A 24,566-nucleotide genomic window follows, 5' to 3' on the forward strand; every position below is an offset into this window, starting at 1 on the left:
GGGAAATCCTACTTTCCGTACGTCACAGCGTTCGTGACGTCTTGGACAATGCGGAACTGCGTGTCCTCACCGGCGTACACCAAACGCGTGGTGGCGGCGATCCGGCCGCCTGTGGGCAGTGGCTTGGTCAGGTCCACCGTCAGCTCGCCGGTAGAGGTAGTAGAGGTGGACTCCACGCTGAGCATTGCGCCGTCCAAATCACCGGCAACCTCATTGTCAATGCGCAGTTCCTTCTGGGTGGGGGACTCTTCAATATCCACATCCAGGTGGACGTCGCTGCCGTTGATCTCACGAACGGTGTAGGTGGTGGTGCGCACCATCGCGGCATCACCCGTCACGCGCGTGGTCACCGTCCACTGGCCGCCAACACCAACGGGCTCTTCAGGGAAGACCACGGTGGAATTCATCACGCTCAGCAGCGCGCGCTCTACCACCTCGCGGCCAGCCTCCGGCGAATCCACCGGCGGCAGCATCTTCACCGACTGCACCGCACCGGATTCCGCTGCGCGCCAACGCATGGTGAAGCCGTCATTGCCCGCCACTTGCAGCCCAAGATCCAGATCAGTGTGGCCGCCGCCGCGGGTGATCAGTTCCACCTCGCGCGCGGCGTCTTCCTCACCATCCTGCGGCGCGCGAGCTGGCCCCGACGTCACCGTCAGAGTGAGATCCGTTTCCATCACGTCGCCGCCTGCAGGCGCGGTGGCGTCAAAGTTTGCATCATCCTTCGGCGCGGCAGCCTGCGCCACGCCGCCGGAGACAACCACGTTGGCCTCCCACGGCACCTCGGCATCCTGGTATGCCAACACCTGCGGGTTGTCACCCGGGCTCACCAGAGCCACCTGCGGGGCATCAACAGGGAAGGACGGAACACCCTCCAACAGGTCGGTCGTACCCCCACAGGCGGTGAGAGCAAGAGCAAGGACAGCGGCGGCGCAAGCGCGAAGACGGTTTTTCAGCACATTCTGAACCTACCCCACACCACCTATAGATCTTGCGGCTACAGTGTGTCGGTGATGAAAGGACGTAACTTCCTCGGGCTGGTCGCGGTGATCATGGTCGTGGCTGCCGCTATAGATCAAGTGGTCAAACAGGTGATGCTGTCCTGGCTGGAGCCGGGGCAAGCTGTCAACATTATTGGGGATTGGTTCCGCTTCTACCTGCTGTTTAACCCGGGTGCCGCGTTCTCCATGGGGGAGAATATGACGTGGCTGTTTACCGCCATTCAGCTTGTCTTCGTGGTTGGCGCCCTACTGTACGCGCCGAAGCTGACCAACAAGTGGGAAGCCATTGGCATCGGCCTGATCGCCGGTGGCGCGCTAGGTAACCTGTGCGACCGCCTGTTTCGTGAGCCCGGCTTCTGGTTTGGGCACGTGGTGGACTACATCTCTGTGGGCAGTTTCGCCGTGTTCAACATTGCAGATGCCTGCATTACCGTCGGCGTGGTGGTGTTTGTTGTGGCCATGTTTGTCACGGAGTTCCGTGCCTCGAGCAAGGAGCGCACGAAATGAGCGGAGATTTTCGTTCGCTGCCCGTGCCTGAAGGCTTAAGCGGCATGCGTGTAGACGCCGCGCTGAGCAAACTCTTCGGCCTCTCTCGCACCGTGGCTGCGGAAATGGTGGAAGCGGGCGACGTGCTTATTGACTCGCGCCCGGTTGCCAAATCCCACCGCGTTGATGCCGGTGTGATGCTGGAGGCGACCCTGCCAGAGCCGAAAACCACCCCCATGCCGAAGGCAGAGCCCGTCGATGGGCTGACCATCTTGTACCAGGATGATGACGTAATTGCGGTGGACAAGCCGGTTGGTGTGGCCGCGCACCCCACGTTGGGCTGGGAGGGCCCGACTGTTGTCGGTGGTCTGCAGGCGATGGGCTTTACGCTTCCAGACGCTGGCCCGCCGGAGCGCAAAGGCATCGTCCAGCGCCTGGATGTGGGTACTTCGGGCGTGATGGTGGTGGCCAACAGCATTTCCGGCTATTCGGTGCTCAAGCGCGCCTTTAAAGAGCGCACGGTGGACAAGACCTACCACGCGCTTGTCCAAGGCTTGCCGGATCCGATTGTGGGCACCATCGACGCGCCGATTGGCCGCCACCCGTCCTCCGGCTGGAAGTTCGCGGTGGTTGATGACGGCCGCCCGAGCGTGACCCACTACGAAGTCATCGAGGCCTTCCGCCACGCAAGCCTGTTGGAAGTCCACCTGGAAACCGGCCGTACGCACCAGATCCGCGTCCACATGTCCGCCGTTGGACATCCCTGCGCAGGCGATCCGATGTACGGCTGCGACCCGAATCTGGCCAAAACCCTGGGGCTGAAGCGCCAGTGGTTGCACGCCACAAAGCTTGGTTTCACCCACCCGCGTACTGGCGATTACATGGTGGTTGAGTCCCCGTACCCGGATGATCTGCAGCATGCGCTGGATACCATTCGCGATTTGTAGCGCGCTTGTCGCCGCCGGCATCTACGCCGTTGGCCTTGCCACCCCCGCCACACCACCCACCATCCAAGGCGACACGCTTGGCATTGAGCCGGGGGAGAGTTGGTCGGAGTATGAGGGGCGCGCGGGGGCGTCGATAAGCCAAGGCTCCGAACCTTCCTTCGGGCTGGTCACTTTTGCCCGACCGCTGAGCCCAAGTGAGGCCGCGGCGGCTGTGGAAAGCTTGCAGCGCGTCAATGGGCTTTTGCTTATCGACGCCCCGTTGACCCCCACCCCCGAACCCCCACCGGGCCAAACCCGAGCCGATGTGTTTGCGCGAATCACGGACCAACGCATCGGGGCAGTAGTGGCGTATGACACACCAGATACCTTCAAAAACGTGGCGGATGGGACTGATGTGGCTGCTGTGGAAATACTGCCGCCCGATGCCGTGTGGGGCAGCTTTACGATTATTCCTTGGCATGGGGATCACCCCGCCACCGGTGTATAGTCTCCCAGAGTTGAATGCAGCCTGTTTGTGAGGAGACACCTTGGCGAAGCGGCAACACATTAAGCGCACCACCGCAGCAATCATCGTGGCAGGAAGCCTCCTTGCTGCCTCCTGCGGTGTGAGCGGTGGCGAAAACGGGGCAGGCGGAGATGGCCTTGCCCCAGGTGACTACACCATCGCCAGCGCAGAAGGCGTAACCGACAGTGTGGTAGTCAACGGCACGATCGCGCCTGTGCGCGCCGTGTCCATCACCACACCACTGCAGTCTGAGGTGCGCACCATCGCCGTCGCGCCGGGTGACCGCGTACAGGTGGAACAGTTCCTGGCCGCCATGGACACCGAGCAGCTGGAGCGCCAGCTGGCAGTCCAGGAACGCCAGCAGGCGAACGCACAGGCTGAAGCCCAGGCGGGCGTTGAACAGGCGCAGGCCCAGCTCAACGCGCTGAACCAGAGTCTTAACGACGGTACAAATCCCACCATCCGCCAAGCCCAAGCACAGGTGGACCAGGCGCAGGCTGCATATGACGCAGCCGTAGCCGCCAACGGTGGCCCGCGCCTTGTGCGCATCTCCTCGCGCATCGGCGACATGTTTGGCGCCTACCTCTACCCAGAGCAAGTGCCGCCACCATTCCAGCTGCCGGGCGTTGAATCCGCGCCAGCACCGGCACCCGCGCCGGCACCGGCCGCGCCAAACGTACCTGCCGTAGGTGCAGCAGTGGGCGTTGAAGAAGCCTACGCCGCACTGCAGGATGCAAAGGCGAACCTGGCTGCGGCGCGTGCGCAGGTCGAGCAAGAGCGCAGCCAGCTCCAGGCGCAGGTCAACTCCGCCTCCCGCCAGGCAGAGATGGCACAGCTGGAGGCCGGTGACGGCACCCTGGAGTACCAGGTGAAGGAAGCCACCATCTACTCGCCGATTAACGGCGTAGTCACCAGCGTGGACGTCCAGGAAGGCGACATCCCACAGGGGCGCGTACTCAGCCTTGCAGATGACTCGCGTCTGCTGATTCGCGCCGAGCTGCGCGAAGCGGACGTGCCTAACGTGGCAAAGGGGAACCGCGTGGTGTTCACCTCCACGGCCACGGGCAAGAAGGAGTTCGCAGGTCGCGTCACCCGCATCTCCCCGGCGGCAGCTACCCCGAGCGACCCGAAGAACGCCATGCAGGGCGGCGGCGATGCCGCAGTGGTCTTCCCAGTGGAAATCGAGGTCACCGGTGATACCGAGGGCCTGCTCTTGGGCGGCACGGCACGCGCTGAGATCATCACCGCGGAATCCGACAATGCGCTGAACGTGCCTGCGGACGCCGTGTTTGAAGAAGACGGCAAGAAGCAAATTCTTGTCCTTGCCACCGACTCTGAGGATGCCCGCTCAGGCAAGGTCGAAGTCCGCACCGTTGAAACCGGCGCCTCCAACGACATCGACATTGCCATCACCGGCGGCGAGCTCAAGGCTGGCGACATCGTGATCAACTGGCCGGAAGACTACAAGGACCGCGTCGGCGAGACTGTAGAAATCACCGACGACGGTTTTGATCCTGCCGACGTTGCTGCCGCTCGTGACGGTAGCAGCAAGGCCGAAGAAGCTGACAAGGCCGAAGAAGCTGACAAGGCCGACGCAGCAGCGAACTAAGGGAGGCGCCCATGGACGCAGAGGAAAAAGATCCGTTCTTCTTTGGGGAAGAAGCCGAAGAGACTGAAGACGTTGAACAGGTTGTAGAGGCTGAAGGGGTTGACGCTGACGTCGATAAGCCTGAAGCTCTTGCGGATACTGGCCTGCTCATTGACATGCGCAGTGTGGTCAAAACCTACAACGTGGGTGAGCCAAGTGAGCTGACTGTGCTGCACGGGGTGGATTTCCACGCCAAGCAGCATGAGTTCGTCTCTATTGTGGGTCCCTCCGGTGGCGGCAAGTCGACGCTGATGAACATCATCGGCATGCTTGACCGGCCAACCAGCGGCGCGTACGCGTTTAACGGGGAGCCGGTGTACGCGAAAAGCGATAAGGATCTGGCCAGCTACCGCAGCAAAAACATTGGCTTTATCTTCCAGAACTTCAACTTGATTGGCCGCATCGACGCGTTGCAAAACGTGGCTATGCCCATGATGTACGCGGGCGTAGACCGTAAGACGCGCGAGGCACGTGCGGAAGAGCTACTGGCCATGATGGGTATGGGGGATCGTATCCACCACAACCCGAACGAGCTTTCCGGTGGTCAGAAGCAGCGCGTGGCTATTGCGCGTGCACTGGCCAATGACCCGGACTTGCTGCTTGCAGACGAGCCGACGGGCGCCCTGGACTCTAAGACCGGCCGGTTGGTAATGGACTTGTTCCACAAGCTGAACCAAGAAATGGGTAAAGCGATTGTGTTCATTACCCACAACCCGGAGCTTGCGGAAGAAACGCAGCGCATTGTGGAGATTAAAGACGGCCGCATCTCCGGCGAACGCACCCCAGCCGGTGTGCAGGGAAGTGCGGGATAAGCCGTGGATGTGAGGGAGTCCATCAGGCTTGCCGCATCGAGTCTGAATACCAACAAGCTGCGCTCGCTGCTGACGCTTTTGGGCATCATCATCGGCATCATGGCCGTGATCATCATCATGACGCTTGGCCGTGGTCTTGAAAACCAGGTGTTGCGCGGCCTGGAGGGCGTGGGCACCACCACGCACCCAGTGGTCGTGCACGAGCGGCCAGATGAGGAAGCGGCGGATGATGATCCGTTTGCTGCACTGTCGTACATGCCGCCGACCGAAGAGCGTGACGGTGTGACCCTGGATCAGCTCGCGGATCTTCAGGCCAGCTTTGGTGACCGGGTGCGTGCCGTGGACATTGAAGTCGGCAGCGAGGGCGAAGTGGCTAACGGTGATGTCACCGCCAGCTCCAGCGTTACCGCGGTGCTGCCGGGGTCATTGGACATGCGTGGGCAAACTGTGCAGTACGGCCGCGGAATCACCAGTGCGGATTTGGATAGCCAGCGCCCAGTTGCGGTTGTGTCCTCTGAGTTCGTTGAAGCGCTGTTCAAGGGTGATCCGAAGGAAGCTCTGGGCAAGCGTTTTGACGTTACGGTGGGTTCCACTACCGCAGTCTTCACTGTGGTCGGTGTACTTGAGCCGTTTAACTCTGGCGGCATGCTGGCGGGTCCGCAGTCCTATGCGTCGATCTTCGTTCCGGCTACCGCGATGGACCGCGTTGGCGTGGACGCAAGCTGGGTGTCTTCCTTTAGCGTGCAGTCTTCCCCGGATGAGGACAGTGCTGTGTTCCAGGCAGACCTGCAGCAGTACTTGGACCGTATCTACGCCAAGAACGAGAACTATGAGGCCGAGGTGGTGGACTTGTCGTCCTCACTGGAGGAGCTCACCGGTATCTTCCGCATTATGTCCTCGGTGCTGTCCGCCATTGGTGGTATCTCGCTTCTGGTTGGTGGCATCGGCGTGATGAACATTATGTTGATCACCGTCACCGAGCGCACCCGCGAGATTGGTGTACGTAAGGCGCTGGGCGCTACCCAAAATGACATCCGCGTGCAGTTCATTGTGGAAGCGATGATGGTCTGCTTGATCGGCGGCATCATTGGCGTGGTCTTTGGTGGCGCGATTGGCATGATTGCCACCGCCGCGTTTGATGCGTTTACGTGGCCGCCCGTTAGTGCGGTGGTGTTCGCGCTGTTGTTCTCTTTGGGAACGGGTGTGTTCTTCGGCGCGTATCCGGCGGCGAAGGCGGCAAAGATGCAGCCTATTGACGCGTTGCGTTACGAATAACACCTGTGTCATGGCGCGGATATGATGGTCCGCATGGCCAAGCAATCTTCCTTCGTTCACCTGCATAACCACACGGAGTTTTCCATGCTTGACGGCATGGCAAAGGTGGATCTGTTGGCAGACGAAGTTGCCCGCCAGGGAATGCCCGCGGTAGGTATGACCGACCACGGAAACATGTTTGGGTCGAACGCGTTCTACCGTCGCATGGTGGACGCTGGCATCAAGCCGATCATTGGCATTGAGGCCTACATGGCGCCGGAGTCCCGCTTTAACAAGAAGCGTGTGCTGTGGGGCACTCCCGACCAGAAGTCGGATGACGTTTCCGCCTCTGGCGCGTACCTGCACCAGACCATGCTGGCGGAGAATGCGACTGGTCTGCGCAACCTGTTCAAGTTGTCCTCGCTGGCGTCCTATGAGGGGCAGCTTGGTAAGTGGCCGCGTATGGACGCAGAGCTGATCGCCGAACATGCCGACGGCATTATCGCCACCACGGGCTGCCCGTCCGGTGACGTGCAGACGCGTCTGCGCCTGGGCCAGTATGACGCGGCGCTGGAAGCTGCTGCGATGTGGCAGGACATCTACGGCAAGGACAACTACTTCCTTGAGCTGATGGATCACGGGCTGCACATTGAGCGTCGCGTGAGGGAAGACCTGCTGCGCATTGGCCAAGCGTTGGACCTGCCGCCGCTGGTAACCAATGACTGTCACTACGTGCTGGAGTCCCAGGCACCGGCGCACGAGGCGATGCTGTGCGTGCAAACCGGTAAGACGCTGATGGACCCGGACCGTTTCAAGTTTGACGGCACGGGCTACTACATCAAGTCCGCCGAGCAGATGCGTGAGCTCTGGGACACGGATGTGCCGGACGGCTGCGACAATACGCTGTGGATTGCAGAGCGCGTGGGGGATTACTCGGAGCTGTGGGAGGAGCACCCGCATGACCGCATGCCGATTGCAGACGTGCCGGAGGGCCACACGCCGACGTCCTGGCTGATGGAAGAAGTCATGCGCGGTTTGCAGGCCCGCTTCCCAGGCGAGGAGGTACCGCAAAGCTACATCGAGCGTGCGCGCTACGAAGTGGAAGTTATTGATATGAAGGGCTACCCGTCCTACTTCCTCATCGTTGCGGAGCTGATTAAGCACGCCCGCGAGATTGGTATTCGCGTAGGTCCCGGCCGTGGTTCGGCTGCTGGTGCGCTGGTGGCGTACGCGCTGACCATTACCAACATTGACCCCATGGAGCATGGCCTGCTCTTTGAGCGATTCTTGAACCCGGAGCGTCCGTCCGCACCGGATATTGATATTGACTTTGATGACCGCCGCCGTGGAGAGATGATCACCTACGCCGCTGAGCGTTGGGGCGAAGACAAGATTGCCCAAGTGATCACCTTTGGCACGGTGAAGACCAAGCAGGCTATTAAGGACGCGGCGAAGGTGAACTTCGGCCAGCCCGGCTTCCAAATGGCGGACCGTATTAACGCGGCGCTGCCGCCGGCGATCATGGCGAAGGACATTCCGCTGGCCGGTATTACGGACCCGGACCACCCGCGTTTCGCAGAGGCTGCTGAGGTGCGCTCGCTTATTGAAACCGACCCGGATGTGGCGAAGATCTATGAGACGGCCCGCGGTCTTGAAGGCGTGGTGCGTCAGGCTGGTGTGCACGCCTGTGCGGTGATTATGGCGTCTGTGCCGCTGATGGAGCACATTCCGATGTGGAAGCGTCCGGCGGACGGTGCGATTATCACCGGCTGGGACTACCCGGCGTGTGAGGCCATTGGCCTTCTGAAGATGGATTTCCTGGGTCTTCGAAATTTGACGGTGCTGGGTGATGCGCTGGAAAACGTCGAAAAGAACCGTGGCGAAACCATCGACCTTGAGGGCCTGGATACTGACAACGAGGCGGTGTACGAGCTACTCGGCCGCGGTGACACCCTCGGTGTGTTCCAGCTGGACTCCGGCGGCATGCAGGAGCTGCTCAAGCGCATGAAGCCGACAGGCTTTAACGATATTGTGGCATCTTTGGCGCTGTACCGTCCGGGCCCGATGGGTGTGAACGCACACTGGGATTACGCGGACCGTAAGAATGGGCGCAAGCCGATCACCCCGATTCACCCGGAGCTGGAAGAGCCGCTGCGGGAGATTCTGGATGAGACCTACGGCCTGATCGTCTACCAAGAGCAGATCATGAACATCTCCCAGAAGGTGGCCAACTACACCGCTGGCCAAGCAGATGGCTTCCGTAAAGCCATGGGCAAGAAGAAGCCTGAGGTGCTGGCCAAGGAGTATGAGACGTTCTCCCAGGGCATGTTTGATAACGGCTACTCCAAGGCGGCGGTGGACGCGCTGTGGGGCACGATTGAGCCGTTCGCTTCCTACGCGTTTAACAAGTCGCACGCTGCGGGCTATGCGCTGGTGTCATACTGGACTGCCTACATGAAGGCGAACTACACCGCCGAGTACATGGCGGCACTTTTGACCTCTGTGGGTGACAAGAAGGACAAGTCAGCCATCTACCTTGCAGATTGTCGCCACATGGGTATCTCGGTGCTGCAGCCAGATATTAATGAGTCTGAAGAAAACTTCATGGCTGTGGGCAAAGACGTCCGCTACGGCCTTGCCGCTATCCGCAACGTTGGTGCGGAAGTGGTGGAATCTATCAAGGAGACTCGCCACGCTAAGGGCGCGTTTACAAGCTTCTCTGATTACCTGGACAAGATTGATCTGCTGCCGTGCAACAAGCGAATCACAGAATCCTTGATTAAGGCCGGCGCGTTTGACTCACTTGGGCACCCGCGCAAGGGCCTGATGCTGATCCAAGAAGACGCCGTGGATTCCGTGCTTGCCACGAAGAAGGCCGCGGATAAGGGGCAGTTTGACCTGTTCGCCTCATTCGGCGGGGACGATGAGGCCACGGCCAACGCGTTTGCCATCGAGGTTCCTGATGATGAGTGGGAAAAGAAGCACGCCCTAGCCTTGGAGCGTGAAATGTTGGGCCTGTACGTTTCGGGCCACCCGCTGGATGGCTTTGAAGAGGCCATTGATGCCCAGACTGATACGCAGCTGACCACCATCTTGGCGGGCGAGTTGCGCCACGGCGCCGAGGTGACCATCGGCGGGTTGATTTCCTCGGTGGACCGCAGGTTTTCCAAGAAGGACGGCTCCCCGTGGGCCATTGTCACGATTGAAGACCACCACGGTGCCCAGGTTGAGGTGCTGCTGTTTAACAAGGTCTACGCGCTTGTGGCACCGCAGATTGTTGAAGACAACATCATCCTGGTCAAGGCACACGTTTCCATCCGTGATGAGCGCATGAGCCTGTTTGGTGACGACGTCAAGGTGCCGGAGCTCGGCCCCGGCGGCGGCGCTGGCCTGCCGCTGCGCCTGACTATGCGCACCGACCAATGCACGGTGGACAACATCAGCAGGCTGAAGTCGGTGCTGCTGAATAATCCGGGTGACACGGACGTGTACCTGAACCTTGTCAATGGTGAGCACTCCCAGCTGCTCGTGTTGGGAGACCACCTGCGGGTGGACCGCTCCGCATCGCTGATGGGGGACCTGAAAGCCTCGATGGGACCGGGCATTTTGGGGTAGTAGTGTTCCGCGGCGCGGAAACCTATGCTGACCCGCGCAGTGAAGACATCGTCTGAGGTGGATAAACAAGCGGGCTGGCGTACGCTCTGGTTCAGGTAATTTTAAAAATTCTGAGTACCCGCAAAGGAGCGTTCATTGGCTACTAACAAGATCCGGACAACCCACGTAGGTTCGTTGCCGCGCACGCAGGAACTGCTTGAGGCGAATGCCCGCCGCGCCGAAGGCACCATCGAGGACAATGAGTTCTTTGAAATTCTGCAGACCTCCATTGATCAGGTGGTGCAGAAGCAGGTTGATCTGGGCATCGACATCATCAATGAGGGCGAGTACGGCCACATCACCTCTGGTGCCGTGGACTACGGCGCCTGGTGGAACTACTCGTTCACCCGCCTTGGTGGCCTGACCATGACTGATGAGGACCGTTGGGCGAACCAGGCAATCAAGCGTTCCACCCCGGGTAACATTCAGCTGACCAGTTTCCCGGATCGTCGTGACCGTGCGATGTTCTCGGAAGCATACGAGGATCCGACCTCGGGTATTTTCACTGGCCGTGCAAAGGTGGGCAATCCGAAGTTCACCGGTCCGGTCACCTACATCGGCCAGGACCAAGTTGAGACGGACGTCAAGCTCATGCGCGCCGCCATGGACAAGGCCGGTGCAACGGAGGGCTTCGTTGCAGCTCTGTCGCCGGGTTCTGCGGCACGTCTGACGGATGAGTACTACGGCAATGACGCTGAGCTGGTCCAGGCGTGTGCTGACGCGATGCACCACGAGTACAAGGCGATCACTGACGCTGGTTTTACCGTCCAGTTGGATGCTCCTGACCTGGCTGAGTCTTGGGATCAGATCAACCCGGAGCCGAGCCTGGAGGACTACCTTGCGTGGTTGCGCATCCGTGTGGACGCGATCAACGCTGCACTCAAGGGCCTGCCGAAGGAGCAGACCCGTCTGCACATTTGCTGGGGTTCCTGGCACGGCCCGCACGTGACCGACATTCCGTTCGAGGACATCGTTGATGAGATCCTGCGCGTTGAGGTTGGCGGTTACTCCTTCGAGGGCGCTTCCCCGCGCCACGCTCATGAGTGGCGCGTGTGGCAAAACCGTGAGCTGCCGGAGAACACCCTGATCTACCCGGGTGTGATCTCCCACAGCACGAATGCGGTTGAGCACCCCCGCCTGGTTGCGGACCGTATCATCCAGTTCGCTGAGGTTGTCGGTCCGGAGCGTGTGGTTGCCTCCTCTGACTGCGGCCTGGGCGGCCGTCTGCACCACCAGATCGCTTGGGCCAAGCTCGAGTCCCTGGTTGAGGGTGCGGCCATCGCTTCCAAGGAGCTTTTCTAGGCTTATCGACGCCTACGTAGAACCAAAAAACCACCACCCCCAACACAACGGGGATGGTGGTTTTTTGTGGTTAGTTCTAGTCCTCAGGCACGACGCCAAGGGCGTGGCGTACCTGGGCAAGCAACTCCGGATTGGTGGCTAGTACAAATGTTGCCACCTGGGTCAGAATACCCAGCGAGGTAATAATTGCGCCGATCACGGCGAAGGCTACCTCAGCTTCCTCAGACAGGCTGCTGGCCTCCATCAGACGGGAACTTGCATCCGTCGGCTTCGGCGGCGTAAACGTCACCGTCGTCGGCTCCTCGATGACAGACTCCACCACAGTGGTAACCCCATCCGTGCCAGTCACCGTCGTGGTCGTAGTGACCGGGTACGAGACCGTGGTGGTCGGGGTAGCGGTGGCGGTGGTCGTCGCGGTCACCGTCGACTTCGTCTGGGTACCGGAAGAACCATTGCTCGAGCTGATCGAAGCGTTAGCGGTAGCCACACCAGTCAGAGCCAGCCCTGCAGCAGTAATAAGTGCGAGCGCGGTACGGGAATTCATCAGCGTGCCTGAAACCCTTCGGAGGAGTTAATTAGAAACCGAACTTCTGCAGACCCAGGCCGAAGTTAGCGTTGAGCAGGTCAATAGCCTTGTCAATGCCCTTCGGGTTAGAGAAGATCACGATCGCAGCGGTCAGGATTGCGGACAGGATGCCCACAACGGAGCCAACAGCGGAACCGGTGGTTACGCCGCTCTTCTTCTTGTTGTTGCCCGGCGTCTGGTCGTCCTTGCCCGGCTGCTCCGGGTTCTCCTTGCCGTTGCCCGGCTGCTCCGGGTTCTCCTTGCCGTTGCGCGGGGTTTCGGCGCCCTCAGCCGGAGCGGTGGTGTTCTCGTCCTTAACCGGAGCATCCTCGGCAACAGCCGGGGTGATAGCCAGGCCGGTTGCAACAGCGGCAGCAACAAGAGCAGTGGAAATGCGCTTCATAGCAGTTCTCCTCAAAAGAATGGATTGATTGCAATGGGGCATGATTCACAGCCCTCGCAATTCGGACGGGTAGAAATCTATCAGGTTTGGAGCCAAAACACAGCCTTGGCTTACAAATGTCTACCTACCAAGCTGGCCAAGCAGGTTATTCAAACCTGGAAACAGTGCTGCCAAACCGCTAATGACAAAGATTCCACCAATAATCGCGCTCAACGCTACAGCCAGAGCGTTGCCCTTGCTTGACCCCGCCGGCTGTGGGGCAGGGGCTGGATCAGCGTCAGAGGTTGGCAGCAGCGAATCCACCTGGAAGATCGTGGTGGTGCCGGAGACCTCGTTGCCAACAATCAACAGGTTTTCACCGTTGGGGGAGTCCTTCGCAGTTACGAAGGTCAGGCCTTCGGCGCCAAGGTCGCCGACCTTGGAGAGGCCCTGGGCAACCGCCTCGTCACCCTCTAGCTCCTTCATATTGACGGAGAAGTCACGGTTGTTGATGTATGCCTGGTAGCTCGCCTTGGTCGGGTCGGTGACGTCGTAGACCATCACGCCGCCAAGACGCTCAAGGCCGATGAAGGCGTAGGTGCGGCCGTTGATCTCACCCAGGGTCACACCCTCCGGCTCCGGGCCTTTGTCATCAGAGCGGGTTTCAAATGAGGTCTCGGTGTGGTTGGAGTTAAAGTTCTCTGGCAGGATGCGTGCGGTGATCTGCTCGAAGTCGGCGCCGGAGTCGAAAACGCGAGTGCCGTCGGCAGTAAAGATGGAGAAGCCACGGCCGCCGAAATTGTACAGGTCGTCGTAGCAGCCCTTCTCCTCATTCAGGCCAAACGCGGTGGTCATGTTCAGTCGGCCCAGCTGCTCGTCGGACTGCAGTTCTTTGAGCTGATCGGCGGAAAGGCCCGCGTAGCCCTCGCAGATCGGGGCGATGCCCTTCTTGCCAAAGTTCTTCAGGCGGGCTTCTTCGGAGTAGCCGTCCCAGTCGCGGGCGTCGCCCTCGTTAGCAAGTACCAGGTAGGTCGTGCCGCCAACGTTGTAGGCGGCGATGGCATCCGGCTGCAGGATGGACTTGACCGGCCAGGTGGTGATGTTGATCGTTTTGTCCTTATCGGAGGCGTCGAAAGGCACCTCGCGGCGGTCGATGTAGCCGAGCGGCCAGACGTCCTCAACCTTGGCGGAGGCGATATCTACTACGGCGATGGCGTTGTTCTCCTGCAGCGTGACGTACGCCTTGGCCCCGTCAACCGCGATGTATTCCGGCTCAAGGTTCTGCGCCTCGGTGGTGGACGCGCCTACCTGGCCGAAGATGTGTACGCCCTTGGCGGCCAAGGTGCCCTCAAACGCGCGGAAGTCGGCGGTGCGCACGTCTGCCTGCGTAGCGGCGGCAACACCAGCCGGCAAAGCGATCACGGAGACCGTGCCCTCCGGATCCACGGAGTAGTCCTCGGCAGGCTCGCCCTCGTTGGCTACCAGCGCGTAGTCGCCAGCAGGCGTCATGGCCACCATGTCCGGCAGGGCGCCAACGCCGACGCGGCCAAGGACCTCGCCAGGCGTCTCGGCGCCGGCGTCGAAGAAGATCAGCTCACCGGTGTCGGTCTTATTCTCCGGCTCGACGGTGGCTACGGCCAAGCCGTCGGCACGCACGGCTACAGAGTTGATGGTGGTGTTCTCGCCGCCGGAGACCTCACCGATCTTCGTCGGGTTGCTCAGATCAGACGCGTCCAACACGTCGATCTTGCCGCTTGTCGCGTTCACCGTCAGGATGCGCTTGCTAGCTGCGTGGAAGGCAACGATCTCAGCGGCGGACTTATCAAACACGCCCGCACCGTAGGAACCGAGCGTGGACACCTTCACGCCGGAGTTCGGGTCCTGGTCATAGACCGGCTGCTCCACAACAACGGCGTGTGCCGGGGTGATCATGCCGACGCTGAGCGCGGCGGCGGTGGACAAAGCAAGTGCGGTACGAGGAGCAAACATGTGGCAACTTTCTAGGGATAACAGGACAAGACCTACCTAGATGTATCCCGTCCACGTTGCTTACAGGTTGCTTCAATCTGAACATTGAGTGACAAGGGGTTACTATTACCCACCATGACTTCGTTCCAGCCAGTGCACGCAGCGGACATTCAAGCGGCGCAGGCGCGCATCTCATCGGTAATTGAACCGACACCCTTGCAGTACTGCCCACGCCTTTCGGAGCAGTACGGCGCAAACATTTACCTCAAACGTGAGGACTTGCAGGATGTGCGCTCCTACAAGATTCGCGGTGCGTACTACGGCATTTCCCGGTTGAGTGAGCAGGACCGCGCGGCGGGGGTGGTCGCGGCGTCGGCAGGCAACCATGCCCAAGGCGTGGCCTATGCGTGTCGCGCGCTGGGGATCCAGGGCAAGATTTTCGTGCCTAAGCCCACGCCGAAGCAGAAGCGTGACCGCATCCTGGTCCACGGCGGGGACAACATCGAGCTGGTAGTGACCGGTAACACGTTTGATGAGGCAGCCCAGGCCGCGCGTGAGGACGCTGAGGCGCGCGGCGCAACCATGATCGAGCCATTCGACTCGCGCGACACCGTGGTGGGCCAGGGCACGGTGGCTGCGGAGATCCTTGCGCAGCTGACAGGCCAGGGCAGCGAGCTTGACACCATCGTCGTACCTGTTGGTGGCGGCGGTCTTTTGGCAGGCGTGACTTCGTATTTGGCGGACATGTCCCCGCGCACCGCAATTGTTGGCGTGGAGCCGCGCGGTGCGGCCTCGCTGCATGCCGCGATGGAGGCGGGGGAGCCAGTCACCTTGGCCGATATTGACCCGTTTGTAGACGGCGCGGCAGTCAAACGCATCGGTGACTTCCCGTACCAAGTCATCGAGGAAAACCAGGGGCGTACCCACCTGATGATCGCGGACGAGGGCGCGGTGTGTACTGAAATGCTCGCCCTGTACCAAAACGAGGGCATCATCGCCGAACCCGCGGGCGCGCTGGCCGTGACTGGCCTGGCAAACCTGAAGATCCAGCCCGGATCCACCGTGGTGTGCATCATCTCCGGCGGCAACAATGACGTGCTGCGCTACGCCGAGGTCATGGAGCGCTCCCTGGTGCACCGCGGCCTGCGCCACTACTTCCTGGTGAACTTCCCGCAGGAGCCGGGCCAGCTGCGCTCCTTCCTTACGGACATTCTGGGCCCGGACGATGACATCGTGCTGTTTGAGTACCTGAAGAAGAACAACCGCGAAACCGGCGCCGCGCTCGCAGGCTTGGAGCTGAGCCGCGCAAGTGACTTAGACCCGCTGCTTGAGCGCATGGCGGCGTCCCCAATTGAGTGTCGGCGCCTCGAGCCCGGTACCCCGGAGTACGAGTACATCGTCTCCGGCTAGTCTCCGGCTAGTTAGCCCTCAATCAGCGCGAATTCCCACGGGCCCAGCACGGTTTCGCTTGGGCCCACCTGCGGGTTGCTGAAGGAATACACCAATTCGCCGCCCACGGGCACGGTGACTGTGTTGGGGGAGTAGTTGCCTACAAACGCCGTGTTGCCTTCGCGCAGGCACAGCCAGCCGCCCTCATCGTGGGAAACCTCCAGCGTGCGCAGGTCATCGCGGTTGAACCCGTGGGAGTGGCGCAGGCGGATGAGGGTACGGTAGGCGTTAAGAAGCTTCTGCTGCTGCTCATCAAACTCCCAGTCCAGCTTGGCGGAATCGAAGGTTGCCGGATCCGCCGGGTCGGGCACGTCCGCCTCGTTCCAGCCTTCGCGAGCGAAATCGTGGCGGCGGCCCTCGCGCGTCAGTCGCACCAGCTCCGGGTCGGTGTGCGAGACAAAGAACGGAAACGGCGTGCGCGCACCAAACTCCTCACCCATAAACAGCATGGGGGTAAAGGGGGAGAGCAGCACCGTTGCGGCCCGCAGCATGAGTTGCTCAGGGCTTTCGCTTTGCGACGGCCTATCGCCCCCCGCACGATTACCCACCTGATCATGATTCGTGGTGTAGGTCACCATGCGACACGGCGCAACATGCGACAGATCCAAGGCACGGCCGTGGGTGCGGCCGCGGTAGGCGGACCACGTGTCGCGGAAGCGGTACGCATTCGCCATGGTCTCTGCCAGCACTTCGATCGTGCCGTAGTCGCAGTAGTAGCCCTGGCGCTCGTCGGCGATCAGGGAGTGGAAGGCGTGGTGCACGTCGTCACACCACTGGGCGGAAAGGCCGTAGCCGCCGCGGGACTCGTCGTTGACAATGCGCGGGTCATTCTGGTCCGTTTCGCCGATGATGGTGCGGGGCACGCCGGTGGCTTCGGCGGTGGCATCTGCAACCTGGCGGATCTCCTCCATAATCGAGTATGCGCGGCGGTCATCGTAGGCTTGGACCGCATCCAGGCGAAGGCCGTCCACGTGGAACTCGTCCAGCCACTGACGCACCGCATCCAGGATGTAGGCGCGCACCTCATCCGATCCAGGGCCGGAAATGTTGACCACATCACCCCAAGCCGTGTGCCCTGCGGTGGTGTAGGGGCCGAAAAGTCCCTTGTAGTTGCCTTCGGGGCCGAAGTGGTTATATACCACGTCCATAATCACGGCGATGCCGCGCGCGTGCGCCGCATCCACCAGGCGCTTGAGCCCCTCCGGGCCGCCGTAGGAATGCTGCACGGCGAACCAATCCACGCCGTCATAGCCCCAGTTGCGTTCACCAGCAAACGGCTGCACCGGCAACAACTCAATCGCGTTGACGCCAAGGTCAGCCAGGTAATCCAGCTTCCCAATCACGCCATCAAACGTGCCCTCGGGACTAAACGTGCCCACATGCAGCTCGTAGAGCACCTGGTCTTTGAGCTCAATGCCGCCCCACGCCTCATCTGTCCAGGCAAAGTCCGTGGCAACGACCTCGGAAGGGCCGTGGACGCCCTCAGGTTGGTAGCGGGTGCGCGGGTCGGGCAGTGGTGTGGACCAGGACGTGCCGTCGAAAAGCAAAAAAGCGTATCGCTGGCCGGGGGACGGGACCTCGTCGCAGGTAAACCACCCACCGTTGGTGGCACGCATGTCGTGCTCCGTGCCGTCGATGATGATGCGGGCGCTATGCGCCACCGGTGCCCAAATGTTGAATCGCGGTGTAGTCACAAAAACCCACCGTACTAGTCTGAGAGCAATGCTCACTTCCTATCAACGCCCCGCCGCCCAGCTTGTCACCCATGAGCTGGAGATTAAACGCTCCCGTTTTATCACCTGGGTGGACCGCGCGACCACCGAAGAAGAGGCGCGCGACTTGATCCACCGTGCCCGCGAGGCGTTCCCTGACGCGAGGCACCACTGCTCAGCATTCATCGTGCACGTGGACGGCGCGCTGCCGATCGAGCGCTCCTCTGATGACGGGGAGCCCTCTGGTACCGCCGGCAAACCCATGCTGGAGGTGCTTAAAGGATCCGACATGCTGGACGTGGCAGCCGTGGTGATCCGCTACTTCGGCGGCATCAAACTTGGCACAGGCGGCCTGGTCAGCGCCTATACCGACGCGGTGAGTGAGGCGCTGGCAAAAACCACACGCGTTACCCGCGCGATGAAAGAACTGGTCACCGTTGACCTGCCGCACGCGGATGCCGGGCGCATCGAAGCGGAGCTGCGCGTGCGCGGCGTGGACGTGATCGGTGTGGAATACGACAGGCTCGCCTGCTACACCCTGGCCTACGAACCAGGTGAGCGCGAGGTGATCGACGCCCACATTGCCGCACTCACCCAAGGCAACGCCACGACGCGCTCCGGCGGGCACCAATGGGTGGAACGCTAAGAGGTACAATCACCGCCATGACGCTGCAGCCACGACCGAACAACCCCATCGAAGCACGCAAGCAAGCCGTGCGTACCTACTCCCGCAACGCAGTCCTCTGGGCCGGCGGCGGTGTCGCAGGCGGCATTGTGCTTGGCCTGCTTGCAGGAAGCTGGACCGTGCTTGTGCTCGGCTTCGTCGTTGCCGTTGTTGGCGGCTACGTGAACTGGAACAAGGTCCAGCAGATTGTTAACACAAAGGATCACTACTAAGCAGTGACTCAGCCTGCAAGCTCCGCCGTGCGTATCGACGTCTGGCTGTGGGCCGTACGCATCTTCAAAACCCGCAGCCAAGCAGCCGAGGCGGTGCGCGCCGGGCACGTGAAACTCAACGGGGAGGCGGTGAAAGCCGCAGCACAAGTAGTGCCGGGAGATCATGTGCGCGTGTGGAAAGACCACCGCTACATGGAGTTTGACGTCACTGCCACCGTGCGAAAACGCGTTGGCGCACCGATTGCGCGCCAATGCTACGTGGACGTGTCCCCGCCGCCACCGCCGATGGACATTTTTGCCTCCATGCCAAAGCGCGACCGTGGCGCGGGGAGGCCAACCAAGAAGGAACGCCGCGAAACCGACAGGCTGCTTGGCCGTGGCCGCTAACTGTGGCCGCTAGCTGCGCAGCTTGGCCAGACGCCGGGTGAGTCGAAGCTTGCGCTCCCGCGGGCGGTTGCCAGCATCCCACGTGCGCTCGATGTGCTCGGTACCGAAGCGGTTGAGCAACACGTCATCCACAATGCGCACCTGGCCCGGGGTAAACGGGCTTTTGATGGAGTGCAAGACCGCCTCAACGTCAGCGGGGTTGAGCAGCTCCGCCAGCTGGTCAGCACGCTCAATACCGTGGGTGCGCAGTAGCTCATTGAGGAAGCGGTACGTGTTGGCGCGTGAGAGCGGGTACTGCGAGCCCAGGTAGATCGTGAGAATGCCGGGCAGGGTTTCCGGGGTGAGTTCTGCAGTGGTGTCGGATGCATCTGCCGGTGTTGATTGCTCCTGGTTGCCGGAGATGCTGGCGATCTGGTCAAACTGCTGATCAGCCAGCTCAATAAGCCCCGCAGCAAGGGTAAAGGCGCGGTCCACCTGTGGATCCGCGCGTGCCTCCGCCGCGCGCTTGTAGCGAATGTCATGCTCAAACTCCGCCCAAGCGTGCTGCAGCACGGTGCGGATCTGAACCTCAAAGACGGTGCCGATGTAATCCTCAAGGCCTTCCGAGGCTTCCGTAACGCGCACCTGCAGGTGGTGCGAACCGTAGCCGAAGCCGCCAGAGACGCGCGTTTCCTCCGCCTTGTTTACGCTGCGTAAGACCTCAAACTGGTCGGCCAACAGGCGCTGCACAGCCGGGATCTCAGTTGAGTGCAGGACTGTCACGCGCGCCCCGATGATGTCCTTGATGTCATTCCACGGGTCCGGGTAGACAAACTCGCCCTTGTCGTTTTTCTTGCGGGCTTTTTCTTTGAGCGACGGCCACGTTTTCACCCGCACGTCCACCCGGTCAAAGGTGATGCCGGCATCAGACATGAGCTCATGCAGCGCGTCGCGAAAGTGGGTGGCAATCTCCGGGTTGGCCTTGACCCACTCCGCGTATGTGGAGCCAAGCCGGGCAATGGTGTTGTCTTGTTTAGGCACGGCTATACACGTCCCGTCTGGGTGAGCTGGGAAGAGACCAGCAGGGCAGTAGGCAAGACTTCAAACAGATCAGCCACGTCCGTGCAGCCCGTATAGACCTTGCCGGTGAAACGATCCGTCCACTCGCCTTCAGGCAGCCGAACCGTGGTATTACCCCAGCCGCCGCGAGCCTCAAGGCCAAGCGGGGTGCGGGTGGCAAGGGCGATGACACTTGGGCCAGCGGCGTCCCCACGCGCAAGGCCGATCAGGCAATCGTGGGCCTCACCGACTGCAAAAACTGCCTGGTGGTCACCTGCCGTAAACAGCGCCGGGTACTCCAGTCGCAGGTGCAGGCCTTCGGTGGTGGTGAGCAATTTCGCGCGGTCGGCACCTTCGGGGCTGGTCACATCACCGATAAACGCTGCTGCATCAAAGTCATCGTCTGCGCGGGCTTCGCGGTAGCTAGCCAGTATGTGCGCCCGTTCGCTGTAATCCACAAACCGCCTGTTATCCGGATCAACCAGGGAGTAGTCGAAGAGCTCCTGGCCCTGGTACGTATCGGCCACGCCGGCGCCTGCTAGCTGCAGCGCCTTGCGGCCAAGCGAGACCACCACACCACCGCGGTGGAGATCGCGAGCAACGCGTGCGATGTCTGCAGTCGCAGGACCATCAATCAGCGCATCGATCCAGGCGACGATGGCGCTCTCATAATCATCCTCACGATCCAGCCAGGTGGTGTTGACCCCGGCCTCACGTACCGCCTTCAGTGCGTACTCATGCAGACGTGAGCGCAAGGAATCGCTGAAGTTGCCGTCTGCCGGCCAGATGCCCAACACGTTCTGCAGCAAGAAATGACCGGTGAACGTATCCGGCGGGGGCACCAGCGCAAACACGCTTCGGGTGAGCTCGCCAAAGGCTGCGTCAACCTCCGAAATCTCCAGCATGCGGGCGCGGGTGTCCTCGCTGCGTTTGGTGTCGTGCGTGGTCAGCGAGGTCATCGCCTTCGGCCACAAGTGTGCGCGCTCCTGCTGCAGCAGGTGGAACTCCGCCGCGCCCACCCCGAAACGCCCCGGTGCGCCGCCGACCTCTTGGAGGGCTACAAGGCGGCTTGCGCGGTAGTACAAGGTGTCTTCCACGCCCTTGGCCATCACGGCGCCGCTGACTTGGGCGAAGCGGGTTTCTGCCTCACCTCTGGCCAGCATGGCGGCAGAGATCAAGTTCAGTGCGTCCACGCGGTCAGGCTGGGCTACAGCCATCTCTGCGATCACGGTGGACAGGATGCGCGACAAGGAGCGGTAGTCCGCGCGGTAGACAGGGATGGCGGACATCAGTTCCACCACGGTGTCTATGAGGTCCTCGTCGCTGACGTCATTGCCGGCGGTGGAGAAGTTGTCACGGCGGATCGCGCGCGCCAGCCTGAGTACCTCTGCGGCAAGCTCGTAGGTGGCCACCCTGCGCTTGAGTTGTGGCTCCGCGGCGTGCAGGGCTGCCTCATCCCACGTGGACCCGGTGTGCTGCATGGCCAAGACGGAAAGTGCGTCCTCGGCGGACTGGTTCACAAACACGCCGTCGAGCTCACGCATGGCGTCATAACCCGTGGTGCCGTCCACCTGCAGACGGGGATCTAGCGGTTCGGTGACCTCCAGGATTTTCTCCACCACCAGCCAGCGGTCCGGGCCGATCAAATCACGCAGGCGGGTGAGGTAATCAAAGGGATCTGCAAGACCATCCGGGTGGTCCACGCGCACGCCGTCGATGAGGTCTTCCGCGATCAGCTGGCGAAGTAAACGGTGCGTTCGCTCAAAGACCAGCGGGTCCTCCTGGCGCACACCCGCCAGGCCGTTGACGGAAAAGAAGCGGCGGTACGAGATCACGCCGTCGCGCCAGTACATGAGTTTGTAGGGTTGGCGCTGGTAGACGTCCCACACATCGTCGTCAAGCGAAGCAAAGCTCCCTGGCATAACGGGGAAGTAGGAGTCGTAGTACTTCAGCACCACCTCGCCATCGGGCGCGGCACCTTCGGGAAACGCCTCGGCGGACAGGTGGACCAGCTCAAGCTTGTCCTCATCGCCCTCCTTGGCCAGAACCGGCATGCCCATCTTGCCGCCGGCGCCGTTGTCCTCATGCCAATCAATGTCGAAGTAGCACTCAAACTCAGAATCCCGGCCGTGCTTCAGCACATCCCAGAACCACCGGTTCATCCGCGGGTTTTCCACACCCAGGTGGTTCGGCACGATGTCCAGGATCAGACCCAGGCCGCTCTCGTGGGCGACGCGAGCCAGTTCACGTAACCCCTCAATGCCACCAAGCTCCGGGTTGACCGTGGTGGGGTCAACCACGTCGTAGTTGTGGTTGGAGTCGGGCACCGCGGTGAAAATGGGCGACAGGTAGAGGTGCGACACCCCAAGGTCACGAAGATATGGCACCTCACGGGCGGCTTCGGCAAAACCAAACGCCCTGCCATCCGGGTCCGCATGGGGACCACGAAGCTGCAAACGGTACGTAGAAGTAATAGGCCGGCGCATGCAGACAACCCTAGCGCCGCACAGCCCATCGGCTACGCCAACGAAACGCGAGTGCGGGCAAGCAGCGGAAACCCGAGCGAGAACAACAGCACACCCTCGTGCCCCAAGGCGCGGGCGACATCAAACTGGTCCGCATCAAAGACAAACAGCTCACGCTGATCCCGGGAGAAGAACACCAGATCCCGCGTTGGGCTCAATACCGAAGAAAAATGCGCGTGCAACATGCCAAACGTCAACGGGTGCGCACACCAGGCAGCCGCGGTGTGCAGATCACCGCGGACCTCCACGCCGCGCGGGGCATGCGCACCAAGCGTGACGGACGCAGGGCGGGAGAAAAACTGCACACCGGAAGCCGTAATCGCCGTTGCCCGCAACGACTGGGCCGCAGCATTCCACGCCTGGTGCGGGCTGAAACCCAGCTCACCGACCTCCTGGTGGGTGAGTACATCACCATTGGGCCCCTCGAAGGCGCACACCAGGCCAGGCGACAGGCTCACAAACGCGGTCGATGCGCCAAAGCCGGGCGTCATCCACGCCTTGGCGCTACTTGTCTCATGCGGGTCGCGCCGGGCAAGGCGGGGAAAGAGTTGGTGGTTGATAGGGGATACGGAGCGGTGGCCTAGAAGTGTTGTCTGCATATGTATTAGACCGCGAAACACCCGCCCCGGTTCCCTTACGCCGAGAAAAACTTTTGCTACTCGTCGTAGCCAAGCGCTTCCAACAGCTGAGCTGCCGTCCAGATCTGGATCTCCTGGCCCTTTTTCTGCAGCTCACGGGCACGCTTTTCCTTCGACGTCATCGTCGCCCACTCGCCAGCAACCAAGATCGTGGTCTTCTTGGTCACGTTCTTGCCCACCTGGCCGCCGTGCGCGGCGATGCCGGCCCACAACTCACCCTTGTCAAAGGGCTCAAAGTCGCCCGTCAGGGTGACGTTCTCCCCATAGAGCGGGGAGTTCGGGTCCGCCTTCGCATCCGGCTCCGGGATCGTATCCGGGGTAGCCACCGCATCCCATGGTGCAGGCCGACGCTTACGCTTCGGGGCATCATCCACATTCTGGTTGTTGCCCTCAGGCTCAACTACAGCATCCACCACCGCGGCCATCGAACCTTCCTCGGCAGCCTTAGCCTGAAGCGCCCTCGTTGCCCCAGAGCGGTCCCTGAGCACCGGGGTCACCCGGTCCTGATCAATCGAACCCAACGCAAACCCAGCGCCGTGGACAAAGCCCATGAGACTGCCCTCGTATCCAGCACCCCGGGCAAGCCCGTTCAGAATGCCCGCGCAGGCGGCGGCGTCAGCTGCCGCGTCGTGGTGATTGTCCAGCGCAACGTTGAAATGCTCTGCCAGGGTTGGCAGGCGGTGGTTTTGCACATCAAGCTTGGTGGCGCGCGCAAGCGCCAGCGTGCAGGCAAACATCACCCGCGGCACCGGCACATCCGAGGCCAAGCAGGCGTAGCGCAGCGCCGAGGCGTCAAACTGGGCGTTGTGCGCCACCATGGGAAGCTCCCCAATAAACGCGGCGACATCTTCCATCATGTCCCCAACAGCCGGGCAGTCAGCGACATCTTCAGCCGTAATGCCGTGGATGGACACGTTGAACGGGTCAAACGTGTCAAGGCCTTTGGGCGGGCAGCACTTCCACGACACGCGGTCAACTTCCTCACCGTCAATGACCTTCACCATGCCGATCTGGCAGATGGAACCCCATTGCTGGTTCGCGGTTTCCACATCCAGGGCCACAAAACTTAGGCCCGGGATGCCAGCTGCGCCATCAACTGCCGCAGCCTCTGGCGCCTCGCCGCGACGAGCAGCCTCAATCAGCGCAACCAAAGCCTTCGGGCCGTCAGGCTCGGTGGGGTAGAAGTGAAGGGTCAGCGCGCCGCTACCAAGCAAAAGCTCCAAAGAGCTAGGCGACCACGCATCGCCTTCAAACGCGGTCATGCCAGTGATCTCTGCAAGCGGGATCACACGATCCGCGGAGTTACCGCGCAGGGACGCCTCAAGCACCGTCGGCGAAATTACCACCTCACGGTTAGTTACCGTCACCCGAGCACCGTGGACTGCAAACATGTTGT

The 24,566-nt window shown here is 61.4% G+C and carries 21 protein-coding genes; 12 read left to right on the top strand and 9 right to left on the bottom strand.

Annotation, left to right across the window (positions count from 1 at the left end; translation table 11 throughout):
- Positions 1 to 8 precede the first annotated feature (8 nt).
- On the bottom strand, positions 9 to 959 hold the full coding sequence (locus HMPREF3104_RS10255; protein ID WP_083279073.1) for a DUF6263 family protein: 951 nt from the start codon (positions 957 to 959) through the stop codon (positions 9 to 11).
- Between the two features lie 54 nt (positions 960 to 1,013).
- Here HMPREF3104_RS10255 and lspA point away from each other — a divergent pair, with 54 nt between their 5' ends.
- The 8 genes from lspA (at position 1,014) to HMPREF3104_RS10295 (ending at position 11,609) form a co-directional block, all read left to right on the top strand.
- A complete protein-coding gene (lspA, locus tag HMPREF3104_RS10260; RefSeq protein ID WP_083279074.1) occupies positions 1,014 to 1,508 on the top strand; it encodes a signal peptidase II in 495 nt (164 codons plus the stop codon).
- Positions 1,505 to 2,434: an RluA family pseudouridine synthase gene (locus HMPREF3104_RS10265; RefSeq protein ID WP_070495739.1), complete on the top strand. Its 930-nt coding sequence runs from the start codon at positions 1,505 to 1,507 to the stop codon at positions 2,432 to 2,434. Before lspA ends, HMPREF3104_RS10265 begins: the two co-directional genes overlap by 4 nt.
- Positions 2,406 to 2,921 (top strand): hypothetical protein, encoded by a 516-nt coding sequence (locus HMPREF3104_RS10270; RefSeq protein WP_083279076.1) that lies wholly within the window; start codon positions 2,406 to 2,408, stop codon positions 2,919 to 2,921. The genes HMPREF3104_RS10265 and HMPREF3104_RS10270 overlap by 29 nt, the downstream gene beginning before the upstream one ends.
- Before the next feature lie 40 nt (positions 2,922 to 2,961).
- Positions 2,962 to 4,548 carry an efflux RND transporter periplasmic adaptor subunit gene (locus HMPREF3104_RS10275; protein WP_070495741.1) on the top strand — a complete coding sequence of 529 codons (1,587 nt, stop codon included), beginning with the start codon at positions 2,962 to 2,964 and terminating at the stop codon, positions 4,546 to 4,548.
- A gap of 155 nt (positions 4,549 to 4,703) precedes the next feature.
- Positions 4,704 to 5,399, top strand: a complete 696-nt coding sequence (locus HMPREF3104_RS10280) for an ABC transporter ATP-binding protein (RefSeq protein WP_070496022.1) — start codon at positions 4,704 to 4,706, stop codon at positions 5,397 to 5,399.
- Positions 5,400 to 5,408: 9 nt separating this feature from the next.
- The gene (locus HMPREF3104_RS10285) at positions 5,409 to 6,674 is read left to right on the top strand and encodes an ABC transporter permease (RefSeq protein ID WP_246816421.1); all 1,266 of its coding nucleotides are present in this window, start codon (positions 5,409 to 5,411) and stop codon (positions 6,672 to 6,674) included.
- A 33-nt stretch (positions 6,675 to 6,707) separates the two neighbouring features.
- A complete protein-coding gene (dnaE, locus tag HMPREF3104_RS10290; RefSeq protein ID WP_070496024.1) occupies positions 6,708 to 10,268 on the top strand; it encodes a DNA polymerase III subunit alpha in 3,561 nt (1,186 codons plus the stop codon).
- 135 nt (positions 10,269 to 10,403) lie between these two features.
- Positions 10,404 to 11,609, top strand: coding sequence for a cobalamin-independent methionine synthase II family protein (locus HMPREF3104_RS10295; protein WP_070495743.1), 1,206 nt, complete (start codon positions 10,404 to 10,406; stop codon positions 11,607 to 11,609).
- A 76-nt stretch (positions 11,610 to 11,685) separates the two neighbouring features.
- Here the strand turns inward: HMPREF3104_RS10295 and HMPREF3104_RS10300 are convergent, their stop codons facing one another.
- From HMPREF3104_RS10300 to HMPREF3104_RS10310, 3 genes are all read right to left on the bottom strand, one after another.
- Positions 11,686 to 12,153, bottom strand: coding sequence for a hypothetical protein (locus tag HMPREF3104_RS10300; protein WP_070495745.1), 468 nt, complete (start codon positions 12,151 to 12,153; stop codon positions 11,686 to 11,688).
- Positions 12,154 to 12,184: 31 nt separating this feature from the next.
- Positions 12,185 to 12,577, bottom strand: coding sequence for a hypothetical protein (locus tag HMPREF3104_RS10305; protein ID WP_070495746.1), 393 nt, complete (start codon positions 12,575 to 12,577; stop codon positions 12,185 to 12,187).
- Positions 12,578 to 12,697: 120 nt separating this feature from the next.
- Positions 12,698 to 14,545 (bottom strand): choice-of-anchor I family protein, encoded by a 1,848-nt coding sequence (locus tag HMPREF3104_RS10310; protein WP_210386502.1) that lies wholly within the window; start codon positions 14,543 to 14,545, stop codon positions 12,698 to 12,700.
- 114 nt (positions 14,546 to 14,659) lie between these two features.
- On the opposite strand from HMPREF3104_RS10310, the gene ilvA reads away from it, so the two are divergent.
- Positions 14,660 to 15,934, top strand: a complete 1,275-nt coding sequence (ilvA, locus tag HMPREF3104_RS10315; protein WP_052203695.1) for a threonine ammonia-lyase IlvA — start codon at positions 14,660 to 14,662, stop codon at positions 15,932 to 15,934.
- 11 nt (positions 15,935 to 15,945) lie between these two features.
- Here the strand turns inward: ilvA and treZ are convergent, their stop codons facing one another.
- Complete coding sequence (treZ, locus tag HMPREF3104_RS10320; RefSeq protein WP_141738226.1) at positions 15,946 to 17,667, bottom strand: malto-oligosyltrehalose trehalohydrolase; 1,722 nt, start codon at positions 17,665 to 17,667, stop codon at positions 15,946 to 15,948.
- Between the two features lie 28 nt (positions 17,668 to 17,695).
- On the opposite strand from treZ, the gene HMPREF3104_RS10325 reads away from it, so the two are divergent.
- From HMPREF3104_RS10325 to HMPREF3104_RS10335, 3 genes are read left to right on the top strand one after another with little or no spacing between them, the layout of a single operon-like run.
- Positions 17,696 to 18,331, top strand: a complete 636-nt coding sequence (locus HMPREF3104_RS10325; RefSeq protein ID WP_070495747.1) for an IMPACT family protein — start codon at positions 17,696 to 17,698, stop codon at positions 18,329 to 18,331.
- Between the two features lie 17 nt (positions 18,332 to 18,348).
- On the top strand, positions 18,349 to 18,582 hold the full coding sequence (locus HMPREF3104_RS10330) for a hypothetical protein (RefSeq protein WP_052203701.1): 234 nt from the start codon (positions 18,349 to 18,351) through the stop codon (positions 18,580 to 18,582).
- Between the two features lie 3 nt (positions 18,583 to 18,585).
- Positions 18,586 to 18,969: an RNA-binding S4 domain-containing protein gene (locus HMPREF3104_RS10335; protein WP_052203702.1), complete on the top strand. Its 384-nt coding sequence runs from the start codon at positions 18,586 to 18,588 to the stop codon at positions 18,967 to 18,969.
- A gap of 9 nt (positions 18,970 to 18,978) precedes the next feature.
- Here HMPREF3104_RS10335 and HMPREF3104_RS10340 read toward each other — a convergent pair whose 3' ends face one another.
- The 4 genes from HMPREF3104_RS10340 to HMPREF3104_RS10355 are packed head-to-tail and all read right to left on the bottom strand — an operon-like array spanning position 18,979 to position 24,561.
- A complete protein-coding gene (locus HMPREF3104_RS10340) occupies positions 18,979 to 19,989 on the bottom strand; it encodes a GTP pyrophosphokinase (protein WP_070495748.1) in 1,011 nt (336 codons plus the stop codon).
- A 2-nt stretch (positions 19,990 to 19,991) separates the two neighbouring features.
- Entirely contained in the window at positions 19,992 to 22,493 is a 2,502-nt protein-coding gene (treY, locus tag HMPREF3104_RS10345) for a malto-oligosyltrehalose synthase (RefSeq protein ID WP_070495749.1), read from the bottom strand.
- 32 nt (positions 22,494 to 22,525) lie between these two features.
- Positions 22,526 to 23,131, bottom strand: coding sequence for a hypothetical protein (locus HMPREF3104_RS10350; RefSeq protein ID WP_141738227.1), 606 nt, complete (start codon positions 23,129 to 23,131; stop codon positions 22,526 to 22,528).
- Between the two features lie 56 nt (positions 23,132 to 23,187).
- On the bottom strand, positions 23,188 to 24,561 hold the full coding sequence (locus HMPREF3104_RS10355) for a 3'-5' exonuclease (RefSeq protein WP_070495750.1): 1,374 nt from the start codon (positions 24,559 to 24,561) through the stop codon (positions 23,188 to 23,190).
- Positions 24,562 to 24,566: the final 5 nt, after the last annotated feature.

Source organism: Corynebacterium sp. HMSC30G07, from assembly GCF_001806945.1.
Lineage (GTDB): Bacteria > Actinomycetota > Actinomycetes > Mycobacteriales > Mycobacteriaceae > Corynebacterium > Corynebacterium riegelii.